The organism is Pseudooctadecabacter sp. (assembly GCF_965657175.1).
Lineage (GTDB): Bacteria > Pseudomonadota > Alphaproteobacteria > Rhodobacterales > Rhodobacteraceae > Octadecabacter.
This window is the reverse complement of record NZ_CBFHNH010000006.1, coordinates 127,623-150,754: the sequence shown is the minus strand read 5'-3', so window position 1 is coordinate 150,754 and position 23,132 is coordinate 127,623. Positions and strand designations below refer to the sequence as shown.

At 60.4% G+C, this 23,132-nt stretch carries 23 protein-coding genes and 1 tRNA gene; 5 read left to right on the top strand and 19 right to left on the bottom strand.

What is annotated here, in order from left to right:
- Nucleotides 1-52: 52 nt before the first annotated feature.
- The 3 genes from ACTG36_RS07695 to ACTG36_RS07685 all read right to left on the bottom strand — a co-directional run bounded on the left by ACTG36_RS07695 (nucleotide 53) and on the right by ACTG36_RS07685 (nucleotide 2,227).
- Nucleotides 53-436, bottom strand: coding sequence for a hypothetical protein (locus ACTG36_RS07695; RefSeq protein ID WP_375280436.1), 384 nt, complete (start codon nucleotides 434-436; stop codon nucleotides 53-55).
- Between the two features lie 186 nt (nucleotides 437-622).
- Nucleotides 623-2,056, bottom strand: a complete 1,434-nt coding sequence (locus ACTG36_RS07690; protein WP_439141917.1) for a hypothetical protein — start codon at nucleotides 2,054-2,056, stop codon at nucleotides 623-625.
- 94 nt (nucleotides 2,057-2,150) lie between these two features.
- A tRNA-His gene (locus ACTG36_RS07685) sits at nucleotides 2,151-2,227 on the bottom strand.
- 138 nt (nucleotides 2,228-2,365) lie between these two features.
- Between ACTG36_RS07685 and ACTG36_RS07680 the strand changes: the two genes are divergently transcribed.
- Both ACTG36_RS07680 and ACTG36_RS07675 read left to right on the top strand, forming a co-directional pair.
- The gene (locus tag ACTG36_RS07680) at nucleotides 2,366-2,554 is read left to right on the top strand and encodes a DUF6324 family protein (protein WP_375280434.1); all 189 of its coding nucleotides are present in this window, start codon (nucleotides 2,366-2,368) and stop codon (nucleotides 2,552-2,554) included.
- A gap of 43 nt (nucleotides 2,555-2,597) precedes the next feature.
- Nucleotides 2,598-3,401, top strand: coding sequence for a DMT family transporter (locus ACTG36_RS07675; protein WP_439141915.1), 804 nt, complete (start codon nucleotides 2,598-2,600; stop codon nucleotides 3,399-3,401).
- On the opposite strand, the gene ACTG36_RS07670 is transcribed toward ACTG36_RS07675, so the two are convergent.
- From ACTG36_RS07670 to ACTG36_RS07645, 6 genes are all read right to left on the bottom strand, one after another.
- A complete protein-coding gene (locus ACTG36_RS07670; protein WP_439141913.1) occupies nucleotides 3,398-3,859 on the bottom strand; it encodes an MmcB family DNA repair protein in 462 nt (153 codons plus the stop codon). The genes ACTG36_RS07675 and ACTG36_RS07670 overlap by 4 nt on opposite strands.
- Before the next feature lie 471 nt (nucleotides 3,860-4,330).
- Entirely contained in the window at nucleotides 4,331-4,813 is a 483-nt protein-coding gene (nusB, locus tag ACTG36_RS07665) for a transcription antitermination factor NusB (RefSeq protein ID WP_375280431.1), read from the bottom strand.
- Nucleotides 4,810-5,349 carry a 6,7-dimethyl-8-ribityllumazine synthase gene (locus tag ACTG36_RS07660; protein ID WP_296418432.1) on the bottom strand — a complete coding sequence of 180 codons (540 nt, stop codon included), beginning with the start codon at nucleotides 5,347-5,349 and terminating at the stop codon, nucleotides 4,810-4,812. The genes nusB and ACTG36_RS07660 overlap by 4 nt, the downstream gene beginning before the upstream one ends.
- Nucleotide 5,350: 1 nt before the next feature.
- Nucleotides 5,351-6,481: a 3,4-dihydroxy-2-butanone-4-phosphate synthase gene (gene ribB / locus ACTG36_RS07655; RefSeq protein ID WP_375280430.1), complete on the bottom strand. Its 1,131-nt coding sequence runs from the start codon at nucleotides 6,479-6,481 to the stop codon at nucleotides 5,351-5,353.
- Between the two features lie 144 nt (nucleotides 6,482-6,625).
- Entirely contained in the window at nucleotides 6,626-6,856 is a 231-nt protein-coding gene (locus tag ACTG36_RS07650; RefSeq protein WP_375280429.1) for a hypothetical protein, read from the bottom strand.
- The gene (locus ACTG36_RS07645; RefSeq protein WP_439141910.1) at nucleotides 6,853-7,449 is read right to left on the bottom strand and encodes a riboflavin synthase; all 597 of its coding nucleotides are present in this window, start codon (nucleotides 7,447-7,449) and stop codon (nucleotides 6,853-6,855) included. Before ACTG36_RS07645 ends, ACTG36_RS07650 begins: the two co-directional genes overlap by 4 nt.
- Before the next feature lie 147 nt (nucleotides 7,450-7,596).
- On the opposite strand from ACTG36_RS07645, the gene ACTG36_RS07640 reads away from it, so the two are divergent.
- The 3 genes from ACTG36_RS07640 to ACTG36_RS07630 all read left to right on the top strand — a co-directional run bounded on the left by ACTG36_RS07640 (nucleotide 7,597) and on the right by ACTG36_RS07630 (nucleotide 12,223).
- Entirely contained in the window at nucleotides 7,597-8,880 is a 1,284-nt protein-coding gene (locus tag ACTG36_RS07640) for a capsule biosynthesis protein (protein WP_439141908.1), read from the top strand.
- Between the two features lie 185 nt (nucleotides 8,881-9,065).
- Nucleotides 9,066-10,187, top strand: a complete 1,122-nt coding sequence (locus tag ACTG36_RS07635) for a polysaccharide biosynthesis/export family protein (RefSeq protein WP_439141906.1) — start codon at nucleotides 9,066-9,068, stop codon at nucleotides 10,185-10,187.
- Nucleotides 10,184-12,223, top strand: coding sequence for a capsular polysaccharide biosynthesis protein (locus ACTG36_RS07630; RefSeq protein WP_375280425.1), 2,040 nt, complete (start codon nucleotides 10,184-10,186; stop codon nucleotides 12,221-12,223). The genes ACTG36_RS07635 and ACTG36_RS07630 overlap by 4 nt, the downstream gene beginning before the upstream one ends.
- 30 nt (nucleotides 12,224-12,253) lie before the next feature.
- Here the strand turns inward: ACTG36_RS07630 and ribD are convergent, their stop codons facing one another.
- The 10 genes from ribD to ACTG36_RS07580 all read right to left on the bottom strand — a co-directional run bounded on the left by ribD (nucleotide 12,254) and on the right by ACTG36_RS07580 (nucleotide 22,939).
- On the bottom strand, nucleotides 12,254-13,321 hold the full coding sequence (ribD, locus tag ACTG36_RS07625) for a bifunctional diaminohydroxyphosphoribosylaminopyrimidine deaminase/5-amino-6-(5-phosphoribosylamino)uracil reductase RibD (protein ID WP_375280471.1): 1,068 nt from the start codon (nucleotides 13,319-13,321) through the stop codon (nucleotides 12,254-12,256).
- A gap of 23 nt (nucleotides 13,322-13,344) precedes the next feature.
- The gene (gene nrdR, locus ACTG36_RS07620; protein ID WP_296418416.1) at nucleotides 13,345-13,812 is read right to left on the bottom strand and encodes a transcriptional regulator NrdR; all 468 of its coding nucleotides are present in this window, start codon (nucleotides 13,810-13,812) and stop codon (nucleotides 13,345-13,347) included.
- Between the two features lie 134 nt (nucleotides 13,813-13,946).
- A complete protein-coding gene (locus tag ACTG36_RS07615) occupies nucleotides 13,947-14,381 on the bottom strand; it encodes a hypothetical protein (protein ID WP_375280424.1) in 435 nt (144 codons plus the stop codon).
- Nucleotides 14,382-14,464: 83 nt separating this feature from the next.
- Nucleotides 14,465-16,000, bottom strand: coding sequence for an amidohydrolase (locus tag ACTG36_RS07610; protein WP_375280423.1), 1,536 nt, complete (start codon nucleotides 15,998-16,000; stop codon nucleotides 14,465-14,467).
- Entirely contained in the window at nucleotides 15,997-16,395 is a 399-nt protein-coding gene (locus tag ACTG36_RS07605) for a secondary thiamine-phosphate synthase enzyme YjbQ (protein ID WP_375280422.1), read from the bottom strand. Before ACTG36_RS07605 ends, ACTG36_RS07610 begins: the two co-directional genes overlap by 4 nt.
- A 53-nt stretch (nucleotides 16,396-16,448) precedes the next feature.
- Nucleotides 16,449-18,422, bottom strand: coding sequence for an RNA polymerase sigma factor RpoD (gene rpoD, locus ACTG36_RS07600; RefSeq protein ID WP_375280421.1), 1,974 nt, complete (start codon nucleotides 18,420-18,422; stop codon nucleotides 16,449-16,451).
- Nucleotides 18,423-18,572: 150 nt separating this feature from the next.
- Nucleotides 18,573-20,531 carry a DNA primase gene (gene dnaG / locus ACTG36_RS07595; protein WP_439141902.1) on the bottom strand — a complete coding sequence of 653 codons (1,959 nt, stop codon included), beginning with the start codon at nucleotides 20,529-20,531 and terminating at the stop codon, nucleotides 18,573-18,575.
- A gap of 32 nt (nucleotides 20,532-20,563) precedes the next feature.
- Nucleotides 20,564-21,460, bottom strand: a complete 897-nt coding sequence (locus ACTG36_RS07590; protein ID WP_375280419.1) for a DMT family transporter — start codon at nucleotides 21,458-21,460, stop codon at nucleotides 20,564-20,566.
- Nucleotides 21,461-21,497: 37 nt separating this feature from the next.
- On the bottom strand, nucleotides 21,498-22,106 hold the full coding sequence (locus ACTG36_RS07585) for a LysE/ArgO family amino acid transporter (RefSeq protein ID WP_375280418.1): 609 nt from the start codon (nucleotides 22,104-22,106) through the stop codon (nucleotides 21,498-21,500).
- Between the two features lie 77 nt (nucleotides 22,107-22,183).
- Nucleotides 22,184-22,939 carry a YebC/PmpR family DNA-binding transcriptional regulator gene (locus ACTG36_RS07580; protein ID WP_375280417.1) on the bottom strand — a complete coding sequence of 252 codons (756 nt, stop codon included), beginning with the start codon at nucleotides 22,937-22,939 and terminating at the stop codon, nucleotides 22,184-22,186.
- Nucleotides 22,940-23,132 lie beyond the last annotated feature (193 nt).

The window sequence follows — 23,132 nt, the reverse complement described above, 5'->3', positions numbered from 1 at the left end:
CGCAAAAAGGCCCGCCTGTCTTCAGGCGGGCCTTTTTCATGACATCACAGACCTAGCGAATGTCGTAAACGAAGCTTGGCCCATTGCCCCTGTCACGTGTGACGGTGGCCTGTGATCCCGCGACCGACCAGATTTGGCAGTCCAGATCCAACGTCCGAGAGGTGCCGATACGGCCCTCACGGCAGGCCGCACCGTCCACCCACTCCCATGTGCCCGAAATGCCCTCACCGTCCCAAGGGCCGGAAAACGTGCCATTCGCGTTGAACATGAAGGTGTTTCCGTCAAAGGCCAAAGTGCGCCCGACGATCGCTTGTTCGAACTGGGCCTTTGTCGTCAGGGCCGTCATCGCAGCTGCGTCGTCTGACGCGGGTGTGCTCATACAAGCGCTCAATCCGCAGGCCGCCGCAGCAAGCGTCATTTTTGTAAAATATGTCATATCTATTCGTCCTTGTGCTGATCCGGTGCCCGCGTCGCGAAATTGCCAAGGCCCCAAAACACGGAGGCCTTGGCAGAAATGCGTCGCCCACCTTCCACTCACATCAGATGGTGCACGGATCGTTTGAATAGGGTTACCTTGCGACACCTCTCGCGCGGCGAAAATGCTGCAGGCCGTGCGATTACCTCAAATGGAGTATGTGGCCACAACGGCGCGCAGCACATCGCGCAAAGGGGCACCTTCGGTCAGATGCCCCATCTGGGGCAGCACCTGCGGGGGCTGGCCGGATACCTGTTCGGCCAGTCGCGACAGATCGCCCAGATCATGAACGCAGTCCTGCGCCCCGTGCCAAAAGTGTTTGGGCACAACCAGCCGCCGCGCGGCGTCCCAATCGAAATGCACCTGTCCGAGATAATCGTACCGCATGGACCCGATGGAATGTCGGACGGCATAGGTCAGCCGTGCCGCCTTCTCGGGGCTGCCAAAGGCCTCATCCAGTACAGCCCCATCCGCAGCGCTCCCCCGAAAAATGCGCCGGAATGTGCGTTCCAGCCGCTGGGTGCTGAACACCGCGCCTGTCAAATGCTGGGCAAACACCATCGCCATACGGCTGTTCTGACGCAAGGCACGCACCAGAAAATCACCAAAATAGCCGTCCCGCGTCCGCGTGCGGCCCGCCGAATAGCAGGTCGACGCGAAATCAATCCGCGCCACACGGTCCGGATACCTGTGGGCCAAGGCAGTGGCATAGCCCCCCGACGACACCAGTGCGACAACGGGCACGGGGCCTGCAGCCACAGCCTCCAGCACGGTTGCGCAGTCGTCCACCACGTGATCGCAATGGTCCGTCCAACGGCCAGATTGCAACGCAGATTGGCTTAGGCAGCGGGGGCGGACAGGCCAGATCGCCCGCACGCCAAGCTCTTCGAACATGGCCACATCGGCATCCGTGATGTCCGGAAAGACCATCGGATGCAGGATCATCACAACGCGCCCAGTCACTGGCCCCATATCAAGGTAGCGGACCGGCGCGCAGCCGTCGCGCTCCAACGCCGCACACCGCACGCTTTTGGGCAAATACTGGCGGTACGCCCCGAAATCCGCGCCATTGGTGTGATGCAAGGCGGACAATCGGGACGCCAGCCGCCCTGTCATTTGTGCGGCCAACCCCACGAGCCCCGCCTGACTGTCCACGCCAAGCTTGCGAAAAACCCCCTGCAATTGCTTGCGCCGTGTGGAAACCGCGACCTCGGCCTGCGTGGCACTGTCATCCAGCGTCAGCCCGCAGGCCAAATCCACAAAGACCTGAAATTCGGCATCCGACAGACGCGCTGAGATATGGCCATCGACCTCATCGCGCCAGACATCAACGGGCACGACAAAGGACACCTCCCCCCCGCCATCTGCAAAGCCAATCTTGCGGCCACCGGCGGGCTGCACGGGCCAGACCGACAGAGTTTCTGGGCGGGGCACCACCCAGACAGGCGCATCCTTGAACCAGAAGGCGGGGAGCTCATCAATCGACCGCAGCTTGTCTGAAAATGCCACAAGCCCGTCGTGACCCTCATCCAGCGCATCGGCAATCACCGGCAACGCATCCAGTCCTGACAGCTGTTTCATGCAACGCCCCCCTTCGCGGGTCTAAGGGTCGCATCTGCCGCGCCGTCTGACAAGACAAACGGGCCAGAGCCACGGACTTACAAAAAAGGGGGGGTGGTACCACCTCCTGGTCTCGAACCAGGGACCTCTTGATCCACAATCAAGCGCTCTAACCTACTGAGCTAAGGCGGCACACGGGCGGATTTATCCAGACCGCACGCCGATTGCAAGAGGCTAGCCTGCGCTTTTCTCACCATATCTGCCCCGCCCTTGCCATTTCCCCGCGCCCCGCGCTAGATCAAGCGCACCACAGTCAAAGGACCGGACCTCATGGGCATCAACGACGAAAGCAACATCGAAGCCAGTCTTCAGATCGGGCCGACCGACTTGGGTCAGGTCCGTCTGTTTATCGATGCAGGCCAATTCGAAGTTCCGATGGATTTCACCCCCGAGGAAGCCGAAGAGATCGCCGAGGACATTCTGGCCGCTGCCAAGGCCGCGCGCGCTGTCAAAGGATAAAGCCCCCCCACTGTGGCGCGTGGGCGCCGTGATGGTCCTGTCCATGACCTTGATCGTGGGCAGCGATACAGCCGCCAAAGTGCTGTCCGAGGCCGGCACATCACCCTTGTTTGTGGCGTGGACCCGCTTTGCCCTCGCCTGTGCGGTGTTGGTGCCATTTATGGGGCTGACCCGTGATGATCTTCAGGGGTTGCGTGATCCGTTTGTCTGGCTGCGGGCCGGGCTGATTATGGCAGGCATCAGCTGTATCCTGACCGCATTGCGGACCGAGCCGATTGCCGATGCCTTTGGGGCATTCTTTATCGGTCCGATCGTGGCCTATGTTTTGTCCGCTTGGCTTCTCAAGGAACGGATCACGCCTGTCAGATCCCTTCTTCTGGCGGTCAGTTTTGCGGGGGTTCTGTTGGTGGTAAAGCCTGGCTTCGGGGCCAGCGTGGGAATGGTATTCGCCGTACTGGCAGGGTGCTTTCACGGGGCCTATGTGGTTGCAACACGTCACATTGCGCCCAGCTACCGACCGCGTTTCTTGTTAATCTCACAGCTTTTTCTAGGGGCTGTGGTGCTGGCACCAGTGGGGCTGTCCCATGCCCCCGCCAGCCTCGGGATCACGGCCATTGTTCTGATCTCGATCAGCGCGCTTGGGTCCGCCTTTGGCAACCTGCTGCTGGTGCAACTGAGCCGGACAACGCCCTCCAGCGTGATTGCACCGTTGATCTACACCCAATTGCTGTCGGCGACGGTCTTTGGCCTTGTGGTGTTCGGCGATTGGCCCGATTGGCTGAGCCTTGCAGGCCTCGCCATCATCTTTGTCACAGGCATCGCATCGCTCGCACTTGCGCGGCGCTAACCCAACCCCGCTGTGGGGTCGCGCAAGGCCTGTAACCGCATCGCCGTTGTGCGCGCGAACTTTTGCACCAGGACCTTGCGGCGCGCTGGTGCCAATGTGTCCTCAGGCCCCATACGCACAATTTCTGCATCATAGGCATCGGCCAAAATCAAACCGGTCTCATCCGGCAAAAGCTCGGTCGGGAAATCCCCGTCCACAGCCCAGAAAAACCGGTCACACCATTCAAGATAGCCCTGCCATTTGTGATCCGACTGAAAATCCGCACGGCTGGATTTGCATTCCACCACCCAGACCTCCCCCTTTGGGCCCAGCGCCATGACATCCACCCGCAACCCCCGCGCAGGCACCAATTCCTCAACGCAGACAAAATCCATCGCCCGCAAATGACGACAGACCCCCCGCGCCAAAAGCTGGCCAGGTTGCATTATTGCGTTAGATTGCATCAGATCATCAGGCATGACGCAAACATGAACAATTCATGAACATCCGTCAAGACACAGCCGGTCCCCCAGTTCATCTGGCCCCGAAAAACTCCCCCCGGAGGGCCGTTCCGCCAAACCCCTCACCGTCCACGATCATCGCGCCAAAATTCGTAGAATTTTGGCCCCCGCCCGCGGCACGCGCCCTTGTGCTGCGCGGGTGCGCGCACTACGTCATGGGGTGGCGGGCTTCTGCTCTTCTCGTAAACATGAGGCAACATTCCAGTGGCCTTAAGCAAATCCGAGGGGGCTGGCGCTGTCGTGGCTCTGGTCACGTTACCTGGCTCCCACCTGTACATACAGGTCCTCGGGAATTAGACCTCTACGGTCGCTGCGGGGCCCGCCACCCAGTTTTCGATGATCGACGACGTGGAAAGCGGCCCTCCGGGGGGAGTTTTTCGGGCCAGATGAAACAGGGGACCCGCCCACCGGCCGGTCGCGCGTTTTGCCTCAAAAGGCGTCAGGTTTCACTTCACGGGCCATGTGATCCAGCACGGCATTCACAAACTTAGGCTCATCGCCCTTGTCGAAAAACGCTTTCGCCACATCCACATATTCGGAAATCGCCACTTTTGGCGGGGTGTCGCGCCCGATCAGTTCGACGCCGGCCGCGCGAAAGAGAGCCCGCAACGTGGGATCAATCCGGCCCAGCGGCCAGCGGGCGACCAGCGCGCGGTCGGTCAGTTGGTCGATCTTCGCTTGATGATCCACCGCCCGCTCCACCAACATCTTAAAGTGCGAAATGTCGCCGTCGATCATCTCCGCCCCGTCGTAGGTCTCCCCGAAACGGAAATTCAGAAACTCAGCCGTGACCTGATCCAGCGTCTGGCCGCTGTGTTCCATCTGAAACAGCGCCTGCACAGCATAGAGCCGCGAGGCGGACTTCATCTTGCGACGTTGGTTTCCGGACTGGTTTGAAGGGGTGTCGTTCATGCTGTGGGTGTGCCGTCCATTTTGCCTGCCATCAGGACGTCGCTGGAAAACCCAACGCCGCCCGTCGCGCGGCCCCACTTACGGGCCAAGGCAATCAGGTGCAAGGCCGCAGCCGCCGCACCACCGCCTTTATTCTGATCCGAAGGATCAGCGCGCACGGCAGCCTGTTCGTGGTTTTCCACGGTCAGGATGCCATTGCCGATGCACAGCCCCTGCAATCCCAGCAGTTGCAACGCGCGGGAGCTGTCGTTGCACACCGTGTCATAATGGGTCGTCTCGCCGCGGATGACGCAGCCCAAGGCCACGTAGCCGTCAAAATTGCTCATCCGTTCTGCGATGCCGATGGCGGTGGGGATTTCCAGCGCGCCGGGGACCTCGATCACCTCATGGGTGGCGCCTGCGGCCTCGATCTCGGCCACAGCACCGGCCAGCATATTGTCCGCGATGTCCTTGTAGTAGGGCGAAATCACGATCAGCAGCTTGGTTTCGCGGTCCACCTTTGGCGTGGGGATGATGTAGTGTGATGGTCCGGCCATTTTATCCAAGCTCCGATATTTTGCGGGTGCCGACGATTTCCAGACCGTAGGCCTCAAGTCCGACGATCTTGGGGCGCGGTGAATTGGTCAGCAGTTCGATCTGCCCCAATCCCAGCGAGCTGAGGATCTGCGCCCCAAGCCCGTATTGCCGCAGGGTCTGCGGGGAGACTTCGTCGTGGGCCACGATCTTCATCGAGGTGTCGCGCAGCAAGACGACAACGCCGCGCCCTTCTTCGGCCACGCGTTTCATCGCCTCACCGAATTCCGCCGTGCGGCCCTTGGGGCCTGCCCCCACCACATCCAGCATCGGATCCATGGAATGCATGCGCACCAACACTGGCGCGTCACCGGTGATATCGCCCTTGGTCAGCACGATGTGTTCGTCGCCGTGGGTTTCATCGGCATAGACTTTCATCTGCCAATCGCCGCCAAATTCCGACGTGATGGTCTCTTCGGCCTGGACGCGTACCAGATTGTCGTTGCGCCGACGATAGGCGATCAGGTCGCTGATCGTGCCGATCTTCAGCCCGTGCAGCTGGGCGAAGGCCACCAAATCAGGCAGCCGCGCCATTTCGCCGTCATCCTTCATGATCTCACAGATCACGCCTGAGGGGTTGAGCCCGGCGAGGCGGGAAATATCCACCGCTGCTTCCGTGTGCCCTGCCCGCACCAGCACGCCGCCTGCGCGCGCGCGCAGGGGGAACACATGGCCGGGGGTCGCGATATCCTGCGGACCTTTGGTGGGGTCGATGGCGACGCTGACGGTGCGTGCGCGGTCGGCGGCGGAAATGCCCGTGGTCACGCCCTCACGCGCCTCAATAGACACAGTGAAGGCCGTTTCATGCCGCGACGAATTGTGGGTCGACATCAGGCTGAGGCCCAGCGCATCCAGACGTTCTGCAGGCAGTGTCAGACAGATCAGCCCGCGCCCGTGTGTCGCCATGAAATTGATCGCATCCGGCGTGGCCATCTGCGCGGGGATCACCAGATCACCTTCGTTTTCGCGGTCTTCATGATCCACGAGGACAAACATCCGCCCGTTGCGCGCATCGTCGATGATTTCTTCGATGGAGGAAATTGCATCGCGGTAGTCGGTTTCAACCGGTCCGGGGGCTTCAAACATATCGCTCATGGGTCGTCCTTCGAGGGCTTTGTCGTCAGATAGCCCGTGGCAGGGGGATTGGAAAGACATGGGACGGGGGGTTATTGTGGCACACCGACCCTCCGGGGGGAGTTTTTCGGGCCAGATGAAGACCGGTGGGGCGCGCGGGGGACGTCAGTCAATCAGCCAAGGGATGTCGCGGATCGCGGCGGAGTAGGCTGCGAATTGGGTTTTGAAGGACGGGCCGTCTGCGGCCGACAGGCGGCGCCAGCCGTGGCTGTCTTCGGGGTCGCGGCGGCATTCAGCGTAGGTAAAATCTGCGTCCCCGCGCTGAATGATATCCACACAGCGGTCGCCGGTGTCATCTTCGAGGGAGGCCACGACAAGGGGTTTGGCCAGCGTCATCCGTAGTCTGCCAGACGCGCCACGTAACGGGCCATCGTATCGACCTCAAGGTTCACAGCATCCCCCACTTGCGCATCGCCCCATGTGGTCACGGTGTTAGTGTGGGGGATGAAATTGATGCCAAAGCGCGCGCCGTCCACTTCGTTCACCGTCAGGGAGGTCCCGTTGAGCGCGACAGAGCCTTTGGGGGCAATAAAGCGCGCCAGATCGCCTGGGGCTTCAAGCGTGACGCGGGTGCTGTCGCCTTCGTCGCGCATGTCCACGATGTCCGCCACGCCGTCCACATGGCCCGACACGATGTGCCCCCCCAATTCATCGCCGACCTTGAGGGCGCGTTCCAGATTGACCCGTTTGCCGACCACCCAAGCCGACAGCGACGTCAGGTTCACCGTTTCAGCAGAGATATCCACGTCATACCAGCCCCGCGGATCGGTGCCCTTGTCGACCACGGTCAGACACACCCCGTCCGAGGCAATGGAGGCGCCGATGTCGATGCCTGCGATGTCGTAGGATGTGGCGATCCGCGCGCGCAGATCGCCCCGGTTTTCCAGCGCCAAAATCTCGCCTATATCGGTGATGATCCCTGTGAACATGGCGAAGCCCTTCGATTATTCCCCGTCTGTGGTCAGGCCTAGCCTCTTGATTGGGCAGGGGCAAGGTGACTAGGTGAACCGACGTGGCCATAATTCCGCCCATTTGCTGGACTATGCCATGTCAAAAGACACCTAAGGATGTTTCGAGTGACGGACACCACGCGCGCCTTTTTGTTCCTGCAGGGGCCCCACGGGCCCTTCTTTCACCGCCTTGGCAAGATGTTGCGCCGGGCGGGGGCAGATGTGTGGCGTGTGGGGTTCAATGCAGGCGACCGGGCGTTTTGGTTTGGGGCAAAGGGCTACATCCCTTACCGCGCCGCACCTGAGGACTGGGCCGACACCTTTCGCCAGATTGTCACCGACAAATCCATCACCGACATTGTGCTTTATGGCGACACGCGCCCGATCCACGCCCAAGCCGCTGAGGCCGCACGCGAGATGGGGCTGCGGGTTCATGTCTTTGAAGAAGGCTACATGCGGCCCTATTGGGTGACCTACGAACGCGGCGGTGCGAACGGCCATTCGCGCCTGATGGACACCAGCGTTAACGACATGCGGGTGGCCTTGGCGCAATCAGACCTCGATATCCCAGAGGCCCCGGCCCATTGGGGCGACATGCGCCACCATGTGTTCTACGGCGCACTTTATCATTGGTTTGTGATGTTCCGGAACGGGGACTACCGCAATTTCCAGCCCCACCGTGAACTGCCGTTGATTGCGGAAACGGCGCTGTATACCAAACGGCTGCTGTTGATGCCGTGGTTGGCCCTTGACCGGATGGTGTCGACGTTCCGCATCAAACATGGCGGCTATCCCTATCACATCGCGCTGTTGCAGCTGGAACATGATGCCAGCTTTCAGATGCATTCTCCCTTTAGCCGCATGGAAGAATTTCTGCGCGTGATCATCACGGGCTTTGCCAAGGGGGCACCCAAACACCATCATTTGGTCCTTAAGGCGCATCCCTTGGAAAACGGGCGCAGCCCGACGAAGGCGATCGTGCGCGACTTGGCCAAGACCTACGGCGTGTTGGACCGCGTGCATTACGTGCGCGGCGGCAAGCTGGCGCAACTTTTGGATCATGCGCGCACGGCGGTGACGGTGAATTCCACGGCGGGTCAACAGGTCCTGCACCGTGGTATTCCGTTGAAGGTTTTTGGGGACGCGGTCTATGCCAAGCCGGAATTTGTGTCCGATCTGCCGGTTGACGCGTTCTTCGCCCAGCCCGGCCGCCCCGACAACCGCGCCTTCAAAGATTACCGCCGTTACCTGTTGGAAACCAGCCAAGTGCCGGGTGGATTTTATTCGGCCCGTGGACGACGTCAGCTGATGCGCCAAGTGGTCGATATGATGCTGGATGCCAACGACCCCTATGACGCTTTGCGCAGTGGCAAAGCCCCGCCGCGCCAGCAGTTGCGTGTCGTAAAGTAGCACCCACAACATCTGGCGCAGGCGGTTGCACGTTGGCCACACCCCCTCGGCTGACGCACGTTTAACTGGATTTTCACACGGGATTCCCGTAGCTTGCAGACAAAAGGTGAGGTGAATCCAAATTCGCCCGCAGTACGTTTGAGACAGAACAATAACAGGTCGAGGAGACCGGAGCAGTGAAATCCATGAAAACGCGCCTTGCGAAAGGTGCAGCACTCATCGCGGCGTTGGCCGTTGTGGCATCCTGTGGTCTGCCCCGTTCAGGCCCCAACAAACAAGAGATTTTCGCAGGATCCGTGATGCGGGACGGCGACGCCTTTGTGTTGCTGGTCGATGACCGTGTAAACCTTGTGGCCGGTGTCACACCTGCACTGGGCTTTTCGGCGGGGTTCCGCAACGCGTCCCAGCTGGGCAGTGACACGATCCGCCCCGGTGACACCTTGGGCCTGACAATCTGGGAAAATGTGCGCGATCCGCTTTTGGTGGCGACAGGCCAGAACGCTACGGTTCTGGACGAAGTTCAGGTCGACGGCTCGGGCTTTATCTTTGTCCCCTACGCAGGCCGCATCCGCGCGGCAGGCAACACGCCTGAGGCGATCCGCCGGATCATTACCGAAAAGCTTGAAGAACAGACGCCGGACCCGCAGGTTCAGGTGCGCCGTCTGGCCGGTGACGGGGCCACCGTATCCATCGTCGGTGCGATCAGCGGTCAGGGCGTGTATCCGATTGAACGCCCAACGCGCACCCTGTCGGCCATGCTGGCCGCCGCAGGCGGTGTGGCTGTTTCCCCCGAAATTGCGCGCGTCACTGTCACGCGTGGCAACCACACCGGTGAGATTTGGTTTGAAGACCTTTATGACCACCCCGGCCCCGATATCGCCCTGCGTGCAGGCGACAAGATTTTCGTCGAAGCCGACACACGGACCTTTACGGCCCTCGGTGCCACCGGTGCACAATCGCGACTGGCGTTTGAAAGCCAGACGATCTCAGCCATTGAGGCGATTGCGCAGGTGGGGGGACTGAACACCTCCCTTGCCGATCCTACCGGCGTCTTTGTGTTCCGCAACGAACCCGAAGAAATCGCAGAGCAACTGGTGGGCCGCAACGATCTGACCGGCACCCAACGTGTGATTTACGTGCTGGATTTGACCGAACCCAACGGCATGTTCATGGCCCGCGATTTTGCGATCCGTGATGGCGACACCGTCTACGTGACCGAAGCGCCGTTCAGCCAGTTCAACAAAACGATCTCTGCGGTCTTTGGCACTTTGGGTCAGGCCTCATCGGCCGCCTCTCTGGTGCAGTGATCCCAACAGACGATCCTTTCAACACAGCCGCCGCGCCCCAAAAGGCGCGGCGGCTTTTTGTCTATAACGGCGGTTTTCTGACGCAAAAGCGCATCCGCCGCATCCTGACGCTGTCGGGCTTTGATGTGTCCTTGGGCAAACCCGGGCCGGACGATATGGTCGGCGTTTGGGAGCAATCGCCGACCTCTTGGCGGGGCGAGGCCGTGGCGGGCCGCACATCTGCCCCCGTTTTACGGGTTGAGGATGCGTTCCTACGCTCGGTCCTGCCCGGTCGCGACGGGGAGCCCCCCTTGGGCCTGCATCTGGACACCCGTGGCGTCCATTTTGACCCTGCGCAACCATCCGATCTAGAGGTGCTGTTGACCGAACATCCCCTCGATGACACGCATCTGTTGAACCAAGCCCGCGATGGTATGGCGCGTCTGAAGCGGTTGGATCTGAGCAAATACAACGCCCATGACCCCGCCTTGCCCGCCCCTGCCCCCGGATTTGTGCTGATCGTGGATCAAACCAAAGGCGATGCATCGGTCACCGCATCGCGGGCCGACCGGAATACCTTTCTGGAGATGTTGTTCGTCGCCCGTGAAGAACATCCCGCAGCACCGATCTACATCAAAACCCACCCCGAAACCCTGCACGGCCACCGCGACGGGCATTACCGCGATGAGGACTTGGGCGAGAACGTTCATTTCCTGACCGATCCCATCTCGCCTCATACGCTTCTTGAGAGTGCGATCGCGGTCTACACGGTGTCGTCGCAATTGGGGTTTGAGGCCGTTCTGGCAGGCCATAAACCGGTCGTGTTTGGACAGCCCTTCTATATGGGCTGGGGGCTGACAGATGACCGCCAACCGCTGGACCGACGCCAACGCAACCTGACCCGCGCGCAGCTTTTTGCGGCGGCAATGATCCTTTATCCGCGCTGGTATGACCCCTACCGCGACCAGTTGTGTGCGCTGTCAGACGCCATCGACACATTAGAGGCGCTGACGCGGTGCTGGCGCGAGGATCATCGCGGCTGGGTGGCGTCGGGCATGCGGCTGTGGAAACGGCGCCCCCTGCAGGACTTCTTCGGGCGGCACCGCAAGGTGGTGTTCGAAGACGATCCAGACAAGGCCGATACGTTGGCAGCAAACACCGGACGGGGCCGCATGGTCTGGGCCGGCAAATCCGACGGCCACGACAGCGCCATGCGCGTGGAGGACGGGTTTTTAAGGTCCCGTGGGTTGGGCGCGGACCTGATCGCGCCCCTGTCCCTCGTCCTCGATGATCTGGGCATTTACTACGACCCGACAGCCCCCAGCCGCCTTGAGACATTGATTGAGGCCTCGGCGACCTTGGGGGCGGCCGACTGCCAACGCGCCGAGGCGCTGATCGCGCGGATCACCGCAGCGGGCTTGAGCAAATACAACCTTGATGCAAGTGACCTGCCCGATGACCTGCCTAAAGGCCGCCGGATACTCGTGCCCGGACAGGTGGAAGACGATGCCTCAATCCGGCTGGGCACCACAGACGTCCGCACGAACCGCGATCTGTTGATCGCGACCCGCACGGCGAACCCTGCGGCCAAAATCCTTTATAAACCGCATCCGGATGTGGAGGCTGGCCTGCGCGATGGGGCCGTGCCCGATGCCGCTGACTACGCCGATATGATCCTTGAGAAAACATCGCCCATCGCGGCACTGGATGTGGTGGATGCGGTCTGGACGATGACGTCAACCTTGGGGTTTGAGGCGCTGTTGCGCGGCAAGGACGTCACCTGTTTTGGCACGCCGTTTTATGCAGGCTGGGGGCTGACCGACGACCGCGCCCTGCCCTGCGTGCGACGCAGCGCACAGCCAAACTTGGCGCAATTTATCCATGCCTGCCTGATCGACTACCCGCGCTACCACGATCCGGTGACTGGCCTGCCCTGCCCTGTGGGCGTGGTTCTGGACCGGCTGGAACAGGGCACTGTCCCGCGCCCCAGCCGGGCCAACCGGCTGTTGGCCAAGCTGCAAGGGGCTTTCGCATCTTACGCGCATCTGTGGCGATAGGATGAAAGCGGCCCTCCGGGGGGAGTTTTTCTAGCCAGATGAAGCCGAGGCCCGCTGCCAGCGGTGCATCAGGTCAGCCCCTATGGTGCGTGTTTCGATCAGCTTGAACCTCGGCGCATCGGACAGACGATCGAGCCCCATGGCCCCCACCGAAGGCGTGCCTTCGGCACCGAGGATCAGACCAGCGGTGAAGCCCACGACCTCATCTACCAGATCAGCGGCCAGAAGCGATGCAGCAAGGCTGCCGCCCCCTTCGCAAAACACGCGGGTCAACCCAAGATCCGCCAATTTCGCCATCATATCAATGGGGTCGATCTGGCGGCCTCGGGCGGCGCAGGCGATCGTCGTGGCGCCCGCATCCTGCCATGGCGCGACAGTGGCGTCAGCGCCGTGGCATAGCCACAGCGGCGCTTGATCTTGGGTCGCCCGTAGTGCTGTGGCGTCGATGTCCAACTTGCGGGAGGCCACGATGCGCACCGGCTGCCGCGTCACGCCGATGTCGCGGACCGTCAGCGTCGGATCATCCGCACGCACGGTGCCAGCACCCACCAGCACCGCGTCATGGGCGGCCCGTTGCGCGTGTACCATCCGGCGCGCGTCAGGCCCCGTGATCCACTGGCTTTCGCCCGTCGCGGTGGCGATCCGCCCGTCAAAGGAACTGGCAAGTTTCAAGGTTACGAAAGGACGGTTCTGGGTCATCCGCGTGAGGAACCCAGCCATGTCGCGCACCGCTTCTGCCGTGCGCACACCGGTCTCAACCTCAATGCCAGCGGCGCGCAACATCGCGATGCCTTTGCCCGAAACCCGAGGATCGGGATCATCCGCGGCGATCACGACGCGGGCAACCTTTGCGTCAATTAGCGCCTGTGCACAGGGGGGCGTTTTGCCGGTATGGGCGCAGGGTTCCAGCGTGACATAGGCTGTCGCCCCTACCGCGGCGCATTGCGCCAGCGCCTGCGTTTCCGCATGGGGCCGCCCGCCATCGGCTGTCCAGCCGCGCCCAATGACACGACCGTCCTTGACGATGACGCAGCCCACGTTCGGGTTGGGCCAAACACGGCCAAGGCCCCGCCGCCCGAGCGACAGGGCCAACCCCATAAAACGATGGTCTAAAGTGCTGCTCAATCGTCCGATTTTTCAGGGGGGCGCAGTTCGCTTACGAACTTATCGAAGTCATCTGCGGCCTGGAAGTTCTTGTAAACGCTGGCAAAACGAACATAAGCGACGGTGTCGATCCGTGCCAGCGCCTCCATCACGATCTCACCGATCTGTTTGGACCCGATATCGGTTTCGCCCATGCTTTCCAGACGCCGGACGATGCCCGAAATCATCTGATCCACGCGTTCGGGTTCAACCGGGCGTTTCTGCATCGAAATCCGTACGGAGCGTTCGAGCTTGTCACGGTCGAAATCTTCCCTCCGACCGTTCGATTTGATCACCACCAGATCGCGCAGCTGCACGCGTTCATAGGTCGTAAACCGTCCGCCACAGGCTGGGCAAAACCGCCGGCGCCGGATGGCGACGTGGTCTTCCGCGGGGCGGGAATCTTTCACTTGGGTGTCGACGTTTCCGCAAAAGGGGCAACGCATGGTCTGTCCTCGTCATCTGCCTCTGGGGTCTTTTGCCCCATTTATCCACATCCACTATAGGAGGTGGGATAAGTTTTGGGTAGTGGGCAAATCAAACCACAAGATCATGGAGCGCAAAGGCCACAGTTGGGACGTCAGTCCGGCAGTGCAATCCAAGACCGGCTGTCAAAATCCCATACATATCCGAGGTTCTGCTTCGCCTCAAAAAGGCCCTCTCCCCATGCGAAATCAACGGTTTGGCGGGAACAGGTGAGGGCGGCAAGCTCCTCTTCACCGCGCGTGACAGTTACACCGCCAAAGCGGGGTGAGGGGTGATCCTTTTCGGTTTCGTCCCCAAACATCCGGTCAAAACCGGCGAAAACGGTGTAATCATAGCCTTCGTTCGAAAACACGACGGTTTCAAAAATCGAACGGCCCACGCCGGGCCAAGGTTGGTAGTCCAAGAAACCCAGAGGTTGAGAGATTTCTAGGTCCGGTTCGCCTTTAGGCGGCCCGAACCGGTAGAAAGCCGTGTCAGCGGTGAAACAGACCCGCAAGGATTGACCGCTTTGGTCTATCTGGCAGGACATGAATGTCTCTTCCGCCTCAAGGCAAGCTGCTAAGGTTGAGGATGTGCAAGAAAGACCGACGAAAGCGGCCCCAACTGCCGTCTTTAGGTTGGAATATGCCAAGTGCGCCCCCGTGGTGCTTCTATGTATTCAGGCCAAGCAAAGTGAACCGCTGGATCATAATCGCACAGAGGCGGGATCGGGGCGTCATCTTTGCGCCGTTCAAATTCATCCCACGCCGTTTGCCGCGCGTCGGCGTCTTCCAGAAGGCGCAGGGCCGATGCCGCCAGCACCTTGGACGCCGCCTGAACCATCGGATCAATCGTTGCGGGTATTCCGCCCAATGCGTTCATCGCCCAAGCGGGATAAGGTCCGCCCTTAAGTGCGGGCCGCGCCATATAGAACCGCGCAGTCGGCGCATGCCATGTCATGTCGGTATAGTCATCGGACGTGGAATTGAGCTGACTGGGCGGCAGGTCACGGCGCAAGATAGCCTCCGCCTCTTGCGGTGAAATCAGTGCCTCGCAGGCGGGCAAAATCGGGTCGTCATCGGGCGTGGCGCCACAGTTCGCTTGGATTTGGCGCATGATGTCTTTGGCCGCATCATCCCAGACAGGCGCGCCAACATTTTGAATTTGCTCCCAAACCAAATTAGCCATGACATGGTTTGGAACCCCCGGGCGCGATTTGCAGACCCAGTGCCGATCAACCCGACATCCGGTTTGCTGGGCGATCGTTTCCGCCAAACCATCGAGCCGCGCGGTGATCCGTTCGGCCAGTTCGACCGTCGGCACCCGCATCATATATTGCAGCTCTGCCAGCGCTGCGGGCAGGTTGTCTGCGGTCGCCTGCCCGGCTGAAATGATCGCCTCCGATATCGACCAACCGCCCGTATGGGGCGCCATCGTGTCGCGCAACATGCGACCTTGTGTGTACATCATGACCAGCGCGTCGTTTGCACCAGGCGCGCGAATGTCGGAATGGCTTTGCGGGATCGGAGCGCCGTCTTGTGCGCCAAAAAGATGCGGGTCATCGCAGATGAAACGGTAAATCATCGAATAGGCCGCACCACAGTGGGTGTCCCAGCGGACCGTGTTGCACAGGGGCAGCATGTAGAACGGATGAAACGACAGCATGCCCGCCAAACCGTCGTAGTACCCCTTGGCGGCATGGATGGGTTTTGACCCGCGCACCTTTTCCGCAGGCTCACCGGTAAAGCGCAAGCCCCCCTTGATACCATGGCGTTCCATCGCAGCTTTGGTGGCCAGAAGCCCACCTAACCCGCTGATCCCCAACGCAGAATGGGGGTCCGTGTGCCCTGCGGCAAATTGGGACATCCCTGCGCGCGGGCCTTGTTCGACTGATGCTGCCTGACAGTTTCCGGGCACGGCGTCATATTCCGCATACATGCCCACAACCGGCCCGGGCCCGTTTAACCATTCGGCGCAAAAGGCCGTTGGCATCCCGCCGCTGCCCTCTTCCACGGTGAAACCTTCGGCGCGCAGGCGGTCCACATACCACGCGGCCGACCGGTATTCGCGCCACGCGGGCTCCGCATAGTCAAAAAGCGTCGCGCAATCGCGGGACAGACCGTCATTGGCGGCTGAGACCCAGGCCATCGCCGTCTCACGCGTGGTCATCGTATCATCCCCACAACGCGCCTGTGGTGGGCCATCGCGCGATGTTCGAAAAGGTAAATTCCCTGCCACGTTCCCAGCGCCATCCGCCCCTCAACAACAGGAATAGACAAGCTTACGGGCAGCATAGCGGCCTTGATATGGGCCGGCATATCGTCCGGCCCCTCATAGGTGTGACGCAGGTACGACATTGACGGATGATCTGACGGCGGCACCAAGCGGGAAAAATAGGCCTGCAAATCGTCCTGCACCTCGGGGTCGGCATTTTCCTGAATGAGCAGCGAACATGACGTGTGTTGCACAAACAACGTCAACACGCCCGTGCCCGATACCTGCCCCGCCACTTGATCCGTGAACTCATACAGTCCCGGCCCGTTTGTCGAAATCACCCAGTCCATAAAACAAATGTCCCCGCTGGATAGCGGGGACACAAGCGTTATTTTACAGGCGTTTACTGATCCAGGAATGACCGCAAGCGGCGCGACCGGCTGGGGTGTTTCAGCTTGCGCAGCGCTTTGGCCTCAATCTGACGGATCCGTTCGCGCGTCACGCTGAACTGCTGACCGACCTCTTCCAACGTGTGGTCCGTGTTCATGCCGATACCAAAACGCATCCGCAGCACACGTTCCTCACGCGGGGTGAGAGAGGCCAGAACCCGTGTCGTGGTTTCCTTGAGGTTCTCCTGAATGGCGCTGTCCAGCGGCAGCACGGCATTCTTATCCTCAATGAAATCACCGAGTTGGCTGTCTTCCTCATCGCCAATCGGCGTCTCCAGCGATATCGGCTCCTTGGCGATTTTCATCACCTTGCGGACCTTCTCAAGCGGCATTTGCAGCTTGGCGGACAGCTCTTCCGGCGTCGGTTCGCGACCGATTTCGTGCAGCATCTGGCGTCCGGTGCGGACCAATTTGTTGATCGTCTCGATCATGTGGACAGGAATACGGATCGTGCGGGCCTGATCCGCGATCGACCGCGTGATCGCCTGACGGATCCACCACGTGGCATAGGTCGAGAATTTATAGCCGCGACGGTATTCGAATTTGTCCACGGCCTTCATCAGGCCGATGTTACCTTCTTGAATAAGATCAAGGAATTGCAGGCCGCGGTTCGTGTATTTCTTAGCGATCGAAATCACGAGGCGCAGGTTCGCCTCAACCATTTCTTTCTTGGCCTGACGGGCTTCTTTTTCGCCCTTCTGGACCTGCTGCACAATGCGGCGGAATTCGGAGATATCGACGCCCACGTATTGGCCAACCTGCGCCATCTCAGCCCGCAGGTCTTCGATCTTCGCGGTGGACCGTTCGATCAGCATCTGCCAGCCACGACCGGACTTTTCGCCCATTTCTTCAAGCCACGTGGGGTCCAGTTCGCGGCCCTTGTAGGCATCCACAAATTCACGACGGTTGATGCGCGCTTGGTCGGCCAGCTTCACCATGTTGCTGTCGATCTGCATGATGCGGCGGTTGATGCCGTAAAGCTGGTCAATCAGCGCTTCGATGCGGTTGTTGTGCAGGTGCAGAGAATTCACCAGATCAACAATTTCCTGCCGCAGCTTTTGGTACTTTTTCTCTTCCTTGTCGGAAAACGAGCCGTCTTCGTTCAAGGTCGCACTCATCCGGGCGTCTTGCATGTCGCTCAGCTTGGCGAAGTCGCGCGCGATGACATCCAACGTCTCAAGAACCTGAGGCTTCAGCGTGGCCTCCATCGCGGCCAAGGACATGTTGGCGGCGTCATCCTCGTCATCGTCGTCATCTTTGGCGATGGGGTTGCCATCGGCGTCAAGCTCTTGCTTTTCTTCCTTTTTCTCACCCTCATCGGTGGTCGTGGAAACGACGCTTTCTTCTTCGTCGTCGTCACCCAGCTGATTGCCGAAGGTGGTTTCAAGGTCGATGACGTCGCGCAGAAGGATGTCCTCGGACAGCAATTCGTCGCGCCAGATCGTAATCGCCTGGAAGGTCAGCGGGCTTTCGCAAAGCCCCAAAATCATCGTGTTGCGGCCAGCCTCAATGCGTTTCGCGATGGCGATTTCGCCTTCACGCGACAGCAATTCAACGGACCCCATTTCGCGCAGATACATGCGCACCGGATCGTCGGTGCGGTCCAGCTTCTCGGCCTCGGCCCCGCCCAACGTGACCTCACGGCCGCCGGACACGGTGGCGACTTCTTTGCCCTTGCCGTCGTCGTCGACCTCTTCGCTCTCTTCTTCTTCGGTGACCTGAATGCCCATTTCATTAAGCATGCTCATCACGTCTTCGATCTGGTCGGAGGACACCTGATCGGGCGGCAAAACTTTGTTCAACTGGTCGTAGGTGATCGTGCCGCGCTCACGCGCTTCCATGATCATTTTCTTCACAGCTGCCTGGCTCATGTCGAGGGACATATCCCCATCGGCGTCCTGCTGGTCGGTGTTATCCTTAGCGGCCATCTGCGTTCCCTTCGTTTCAGGCGCCGGGTGATTCGGTCTAACCTGATTCGGTTGATTCGGACTTTGATCGAATCAACCAAGCATGTGAGTGATTCGCAATGCCCGGATATCTTGTTTTTCTAGGCTGTTGCGATGCGGCTATGGGAGGACCTAGTGCCCGCCCCCCCCTTTGGCAAAGCTGATTCGGTCTAAAAGTGCATCAAATGCGCTTCGTTCGTCTTTGCTGATGCGCGCACCGTTGTCCCCGGTGTCATATTCCGCGCGGTCGTCGCCGTCCTGTCGGCCGGCGTCATTCATGGCAGCCAGCGATTGGGCCAGCCGTTTGGTCAGCCGTTCGTCGGCCACATCAGAGGTCAGTTCTTCGATCGCGTCCTCAACCTCATGGGCGTGCCCGCGACGGGCGGTGAGTTTGGCAAATTCTTCGGCCAGACACATGCGCGCAAGGTCCCCGTTGTCGGGGCGGCGCACCGCTGGCGTGATGCGGACGTGGGCATGGCCCATGATCCTTTCAAGGGGCTCTTCCCCGATATCTGCGATGATTTTATCGGCCAGACTTACATCCGCATCGTGACGCAACAGCGCTGTGCGCAGCTGATCAATTTCAGGGGTGGAACACTGCATCCGTTCAAGAGCACTGTAAAAATCATTCAAGATCAGTGGATTACGCACAAGCACGGCGACGATCACGGCCTCACGCAGGTGGTCCTCCAACAGCGCACCCCCTGCCAGCGCGCTGGCCTTGGTGCTGACCTGTGCAGGCAATTTGGCGCCTTTGGGCAACCACGGCGTGCGGCGCGCACCCCCACCACCAGAGGTGTCGCGCTTGGTGCCAAAAAGCTCCCACCGCATGTCTTTGATGGCTTGCCCGTAGTGGCTGCGGATCGACGGGTCTTTGATCTGCATGATCTTTTCCCGCAGAGCCTTGTCCAGCGCCGCCTTGCGTTCGGGGCTGTCAAAAACCTTTCCGTCGACCTCACGTTGCCACAGCAACTGCACCATGGGCATGGCCCCTTCGATCTTTTCGCGCATGGCTGGCGCGCCTGCTGCTTTGAGCAAATCATCAGGGTCTTGCCCTTCGGGCATCATGGCAAAGCGCACGGATTGTCCCGCCTCAAGCAGGGGCAGCGCCAGATCAATCACCCGCATGGCAGCCCGTTGGCCCGCGGTGTCCCCGTCCAATGTGATGACCGGCTCAGGCGACACCCGCCACATCATCTGAAGCTGATTTTCGGTCACGGCAGTGCCCAAGGGGGCCACAGCAGCCTCAAAACCAGCTTCGGACAAGGCGATCACATCCATATACCCCTCGGCCACAATCAGCGGCTGGCCTTTGCCTGCCGCCTCCCGCGCGGGTTTGAGGTTGAACAGATTACGGCCCTTATCAAACAGCTCTGTCTCGGGTGAGTTCAGGTACTTGGCGTTGTCATCGGGATCCATCGCGCGGCCGCCAAAGGCAATCGCACGCCCACGGGCATCGCGGATCGGGAACATGATACGGTGGCGGAAGGTGTCATAGGGCTTTTTGCCCTGGTTTGAGGCCTTGGACAAACCGCAGCCCAAAATCAGGTCCTCGGCCACGCCTTTGCCCGTCAGATGATCCCACAGGTTTTGCCAACCCGGTGGGGCAAATCCGATCTCCCACCTCTCCAACGCCTGTGCGCCCAATCCGCGCCCTGCCAGATAATCACGCGCCTGTGCGCCTGCGCCGGTTTGAAGCTGAAGCCGGTAGAATTGCACGGCCATTTCCATGACCTCGGCCAGTTGGGTCCGGCGATCGGCCTTTTGCTGCGCCTGCGGGTCACGGGCGGGCATGGTCATGCCCGCTTCGCCTGCAAGGATCTGCACAGCCTCCATGAAGCCCACATTCTCAGTCTCGCGAACGAAGGAGATCGCGTCACCCTTCGCGTGACAGCCAAAGCAGTAGTAATACCCTTTGCGGTCATCCACGTGGAAGCTGGCGGATTTTTCCTGATGGAACGGGCACGGCGCCCACAGGTCGCCCTTGCCTTGGTTGGACTTGCGCTGGTCCCACATGACTTTACGCCCGACGACCTGCCCAATGGACAGCCGGTTGCGCAATTCGTCCAAGAATCCCGGTGGCAGCGACATGCCCCCTATATTGGGCCTCACCCCTCCAGAGTCTATCCCTTGGTCTGAAACGACGCGGGCGTGGCCTGCCGTTTGGCCCGCGCTTCACGCCATGTGATGAAGCTCACGGAGGCGAGGATCACAGTGCCCCCCAGCACAACCCAGATGTCAACGCCTTCGTCGAAGACGAAGTAGCCCAGCAGCACCGCCCAGATCAGCTGTAGGAAGGTGACCGGTTGGGTGACCGTCAAGGGGGCCGCCGCAAAGGCCAGCGTCATGGAATAATGTCCGGCAGTCGCAAAACAGGCGACCAGAAACAGCCAACCCAGATCGCCCATGGTGACAGGCACCCAGACCGCATAGGCAAATGGCGCAAGGCCGATGGTGACAGTGATCGACAACATCCCCACAACGACCGCGGCAGACACCTCTCCCGACAGCTGCTTGGCGATCAGGTAACCGGCGGCGAACCCCACAGCTGTGCCCAACATGGCGATATGGCCGGCATCGACCTCCCGAAAGCCGGGGCGCAGAATGATCAGCGCGCCGATCAAGGCACAGATTACGGCGATCAACCGACGCGGCGGCAGGCGTTCGCCCAACAGCAGGGCAGCGCCCAGTGTGACATAGACAGGCGACAGGTAATTCATCGCCGTCACATCCGCGATCGGGATGCGCGCCATCGCATAAAACCACAAGATCACCGCCAGCGTGTGCACCACCCCGCGTGCGGCAAACAGTTTGATCTGACGGGCGCTTAAATGGGCTGCCAGAATGGGCCGGATCATGGGGATCAAAAACACCAACCCCAGCAGGTAGCGCAAGAAGGCCCCTTGGGCGGCGGGGACATCCCCGCCGATATGTTTCACGATGGCCGTGACGGCCACAAAATTGAGACCCGTCAGGGCCATCCAAAACACACCAATGAGGGGACGATCTTGCGCAGGCATAGCGGCACTCAACGCCCACGGCGCGCCGGACGCAACCTTAAACCGCGCTGACGACCAAGCCGATTGCGATCACGACCATCACCACGCCGATGATGAATTCCAAAACCTGCCACGCACGCGGCTTGGTCATGACCGGCGCAAGCAACCGCGCACCGTAACCAAGTGCCACGAAAAACAACGCCGACCCGGCGCTGGCCCCAGCCCAAAACGCGACCCGCGCCTCTTCAAACTTGGACGCCACCGATCCCACCAACAACACGGTGTCCAGATAAACATGGGGGTTCAACCACGTGATCGCGAAACAAAACGCCAAAGCCGCGCGCAGGGATCCTTTGGGCGCAACCGTGGGGTCCAAAGCCTCCCCCCCCGCAAAAGCGCGCCGAAAGCTGAGGATTCCGTAAGCAAACACAAATGCCGCCCCAACCCACAGCATGACAGGGGCCACCGCAGGCACCGCTTGGGTCAAGGCGCCGAAGCCAAACACGCCCAACGCCATCAAAATCGCGTCAGAGATCGCGCAAAACAGAACCAACGGCCCCACATGTTCGCGCCACAATCCTTGCTTGAGCACGAAGGCATTCTGCGCACCAACGGCCACAATCAGCGACAACGACAACCCCAACCCGTTCGCAAACGCCCAGATCATCGCTTCGCCCTGCCTCTCTGGTTCAAAAATACCTCCGCCGGAGGCGCTAAATTTCGCGAAATTTAGCCCCCCGCTGCTTACTCTTCGCTTTCCGCGAAGGCTTGCATCACGTCGTCGGGCGCATCCAGATTGGTGGTGACAGTTTGCACGTCATCATCGTCTTCCAACGCTTCCACCAGCTTCATCACCTTGGTCAGACCTTCAAGGTCAACGGGGGATGTTATGTTGGGCTGCCAGATCAGCTTGGTCGACTCCGACTCGCCCAGATCCGCCTCAAGCGCGTTGGACACGTCGTTCAGATCGGTATCGGCACACAGGATGACATGGTTGTCCTCATCGCTTTGCACGTCCTCGGCACCGGCCATAATCGCGGCCTCAAGCACAGTTTCGGCATCCCCGACGGAAGCCGGATAAACCACCTGCCCCTTACGGTCGAACATGAACCCGACGGACCCGGTCTCACCCAGATTGCCGCCAGCTTTTGAGAACGTAGACCGGACCGTCGACGCCGTGCGGTTCTTGTTGTCCGTCATCGTCTCAACGATCACAGCCACCCCGCCAGATGCATAGCCTTCATAGCGGATTTCATCATAATCCTCAGCATCGCCCCCGGTGGCCTTCTTGATGGCCCGTTCGATGTTGTCCTTGGGCATGGATTGCCCCTTGGCTTCCTTGACGGCCAACCGCAGCCGGGGGTTTTTGTCCGGGTCAGGATCGCCCATCTTGGCGGCAATCGTGATCTCCTTCGACAATTTTGAGAACAGCTTACCGCGGATCTTGTCCTGACGTCCTTTGCGGTGCTGGATGTTTGCCCATTTTGAATGGCCTGCCATGGGTCGTCTCCCGTTCGGTCTTAGCATTTGTCAGCGCCTTCTATAGGGCACAGCCCACCCTGCCTGCAATGGCGCTTTGGTTTTCGCACCAGATCGAAGCCTGCGACCGATTTTATGCAGACAGGAACCATCGGGGATGTGTACAGGTTGTCAGGCAGGGCCAAGACGCCCCATATTGCCATCACCTCAAGGC

Bases quoted from the DNA above. Each gene is read 5' to 3' on its own strand.
- nusB (WP_375280431.1), bottom strand. From the start codon at position 4,813: ATGAACGACACCCCTTCAAACCAGTCCGGAAACCAACGTCGCAAGATG.
- ACTG36_RS07605 (WP_375280422.1), bottom strand. From the start codon at position 16,395: ATGGACTGGGTGATTTCGACAAACGGGCCGGGACTGTATGAGTTCACG.
- nrdR (WP_296418416.1), bottom strand. From the start codon at position 13,812: ATGCGTTGCCCCTTTTGCGGAAACGTCGACACCCAAGTGAAAGATTCC.
- ACTG36_RS07660 (WP_296418432.1), bottom strand. From the start codon at position 5,349: ATGGCCGGACCATCACACTACATCATCCCCACGCCAAAGGTGGACCGC.
- ribD (WP_375280471.1), bottom strand. From the start codon at position 13,321: ATGGGGTTGGCCCTGTCGCTCGGGCGGCGGGGCCTTGGCCGTGTTTGG.
- ACTG36_RS07610 (WP_375280423.1), bottom strand. From the start codon at position 16,000: ATGACCACGCGTGAGACGGCGATGGCCTGGGTCTCAGCCGCCAATGAC.
- ribB (WP_375280430.1), bottom strand. From the start codon at position 6,481: ATGAGCGATATGTTTGAAGCCCCCGGACCGGTTGAAACCGACTACCGC.
- ACTG36_RS07650 (WP_375280429.1), bottom strand. From the start codon at position 6,856: ATGACGCTGGCCAAACCCCTTGTCGTGGCCTCCCTCGAAGATGACACC.
- ACTG36_RS07670 (WP_439141913.1), bottom strand. From the start codon at position 3,859: ATGCCTGATGATCTGATGCAATCTAACGCAATAATGCAACCTGGCCAG.
- ACTG36_RS07695 (WP_375280436.1), bottom strand. From the start codon at position 436: ATGACATATTTTACAAAAATGACGCTTGCTGCGGCGGCCTGCGGATTG.
- ACTG36_RS07580 (WP_375280417.1), bottom strand. From the start codon at position 22,939: ATGGCAGGCCATTCAAAATGGGCAAACATCCAGCACCGCAAAGGACGT.
- ACTG36_RS07590 (WP_375280419.1), bottom strand. From the start codon at position 21,460: ATGCCTGCGCAAGATCGTCCCCTCATTGGTGTGTTTTGGATGGCCCTG.
- ACTG36_RS07690 (WP_439141917.1), bottom strand. From the start codon at position 2,056: ATGAAACAGCTGTCAGGACTGGATGCGTTGCCGGTGATTGCCGATGCG.
- ACTG36_RS07585 (WP_375280418.1), bottom strand. From the start codon at position 22,106: ATGATCTGGGCGTTTGCGAACGGGTTGGGGTTGTCGTTGTCGCTGATT.
- ACTG36_RS07645 (WP_439141910.1), bottom strand. From the start codon at position 7,449: ATGTTCACAGGGATCATCACCGATATAGGCGAGATTTTGGCGCTGGAA.
- ACTG36_RS07680 (WP_375280434.1), top strand. From the start codon at position 2,366: ATGGGCATCAACGACGAAAGCAACATCGAAGCCAGTCTTCAGATCGGG.
- dnaG (WP_439141902.1), bottom strand. From the start codon at position 20,531: ATGTCGCTGCCACCGGGATTCTTGGACGAATTGCGCAACCGGCTGTCC.
- ACTG36_RS07635 (WP_439141906.1), top strand. From the start codon at position 9,066: ATGAAAACGCGCCTTGCGAAAGGTGCAGCACTCATCGCGGCGTTGGCC.
- rpoD (WP_375280421.1), bottom strand. From the start codon at position 18,422: ATGGCCGCTAAGGATAACACCGACCAGCAGGACGCCGATGGGGATATG.
- ACTG36_RS07615 (WP_375280424.1), bottom strand. From the start codon at position 14,381: ATGTCCTGCCAGATAGACCAAAGCGGTCAATCCTTGCGGGTCTGTTTC.
- ACTG36_RS07675 (WP_439141915.1), top strand. From the start codon at position 2,598: ATGACCTTGATCGTGGGCAGCGATACAGCCGCCAAAGTGCTGTCCGAG.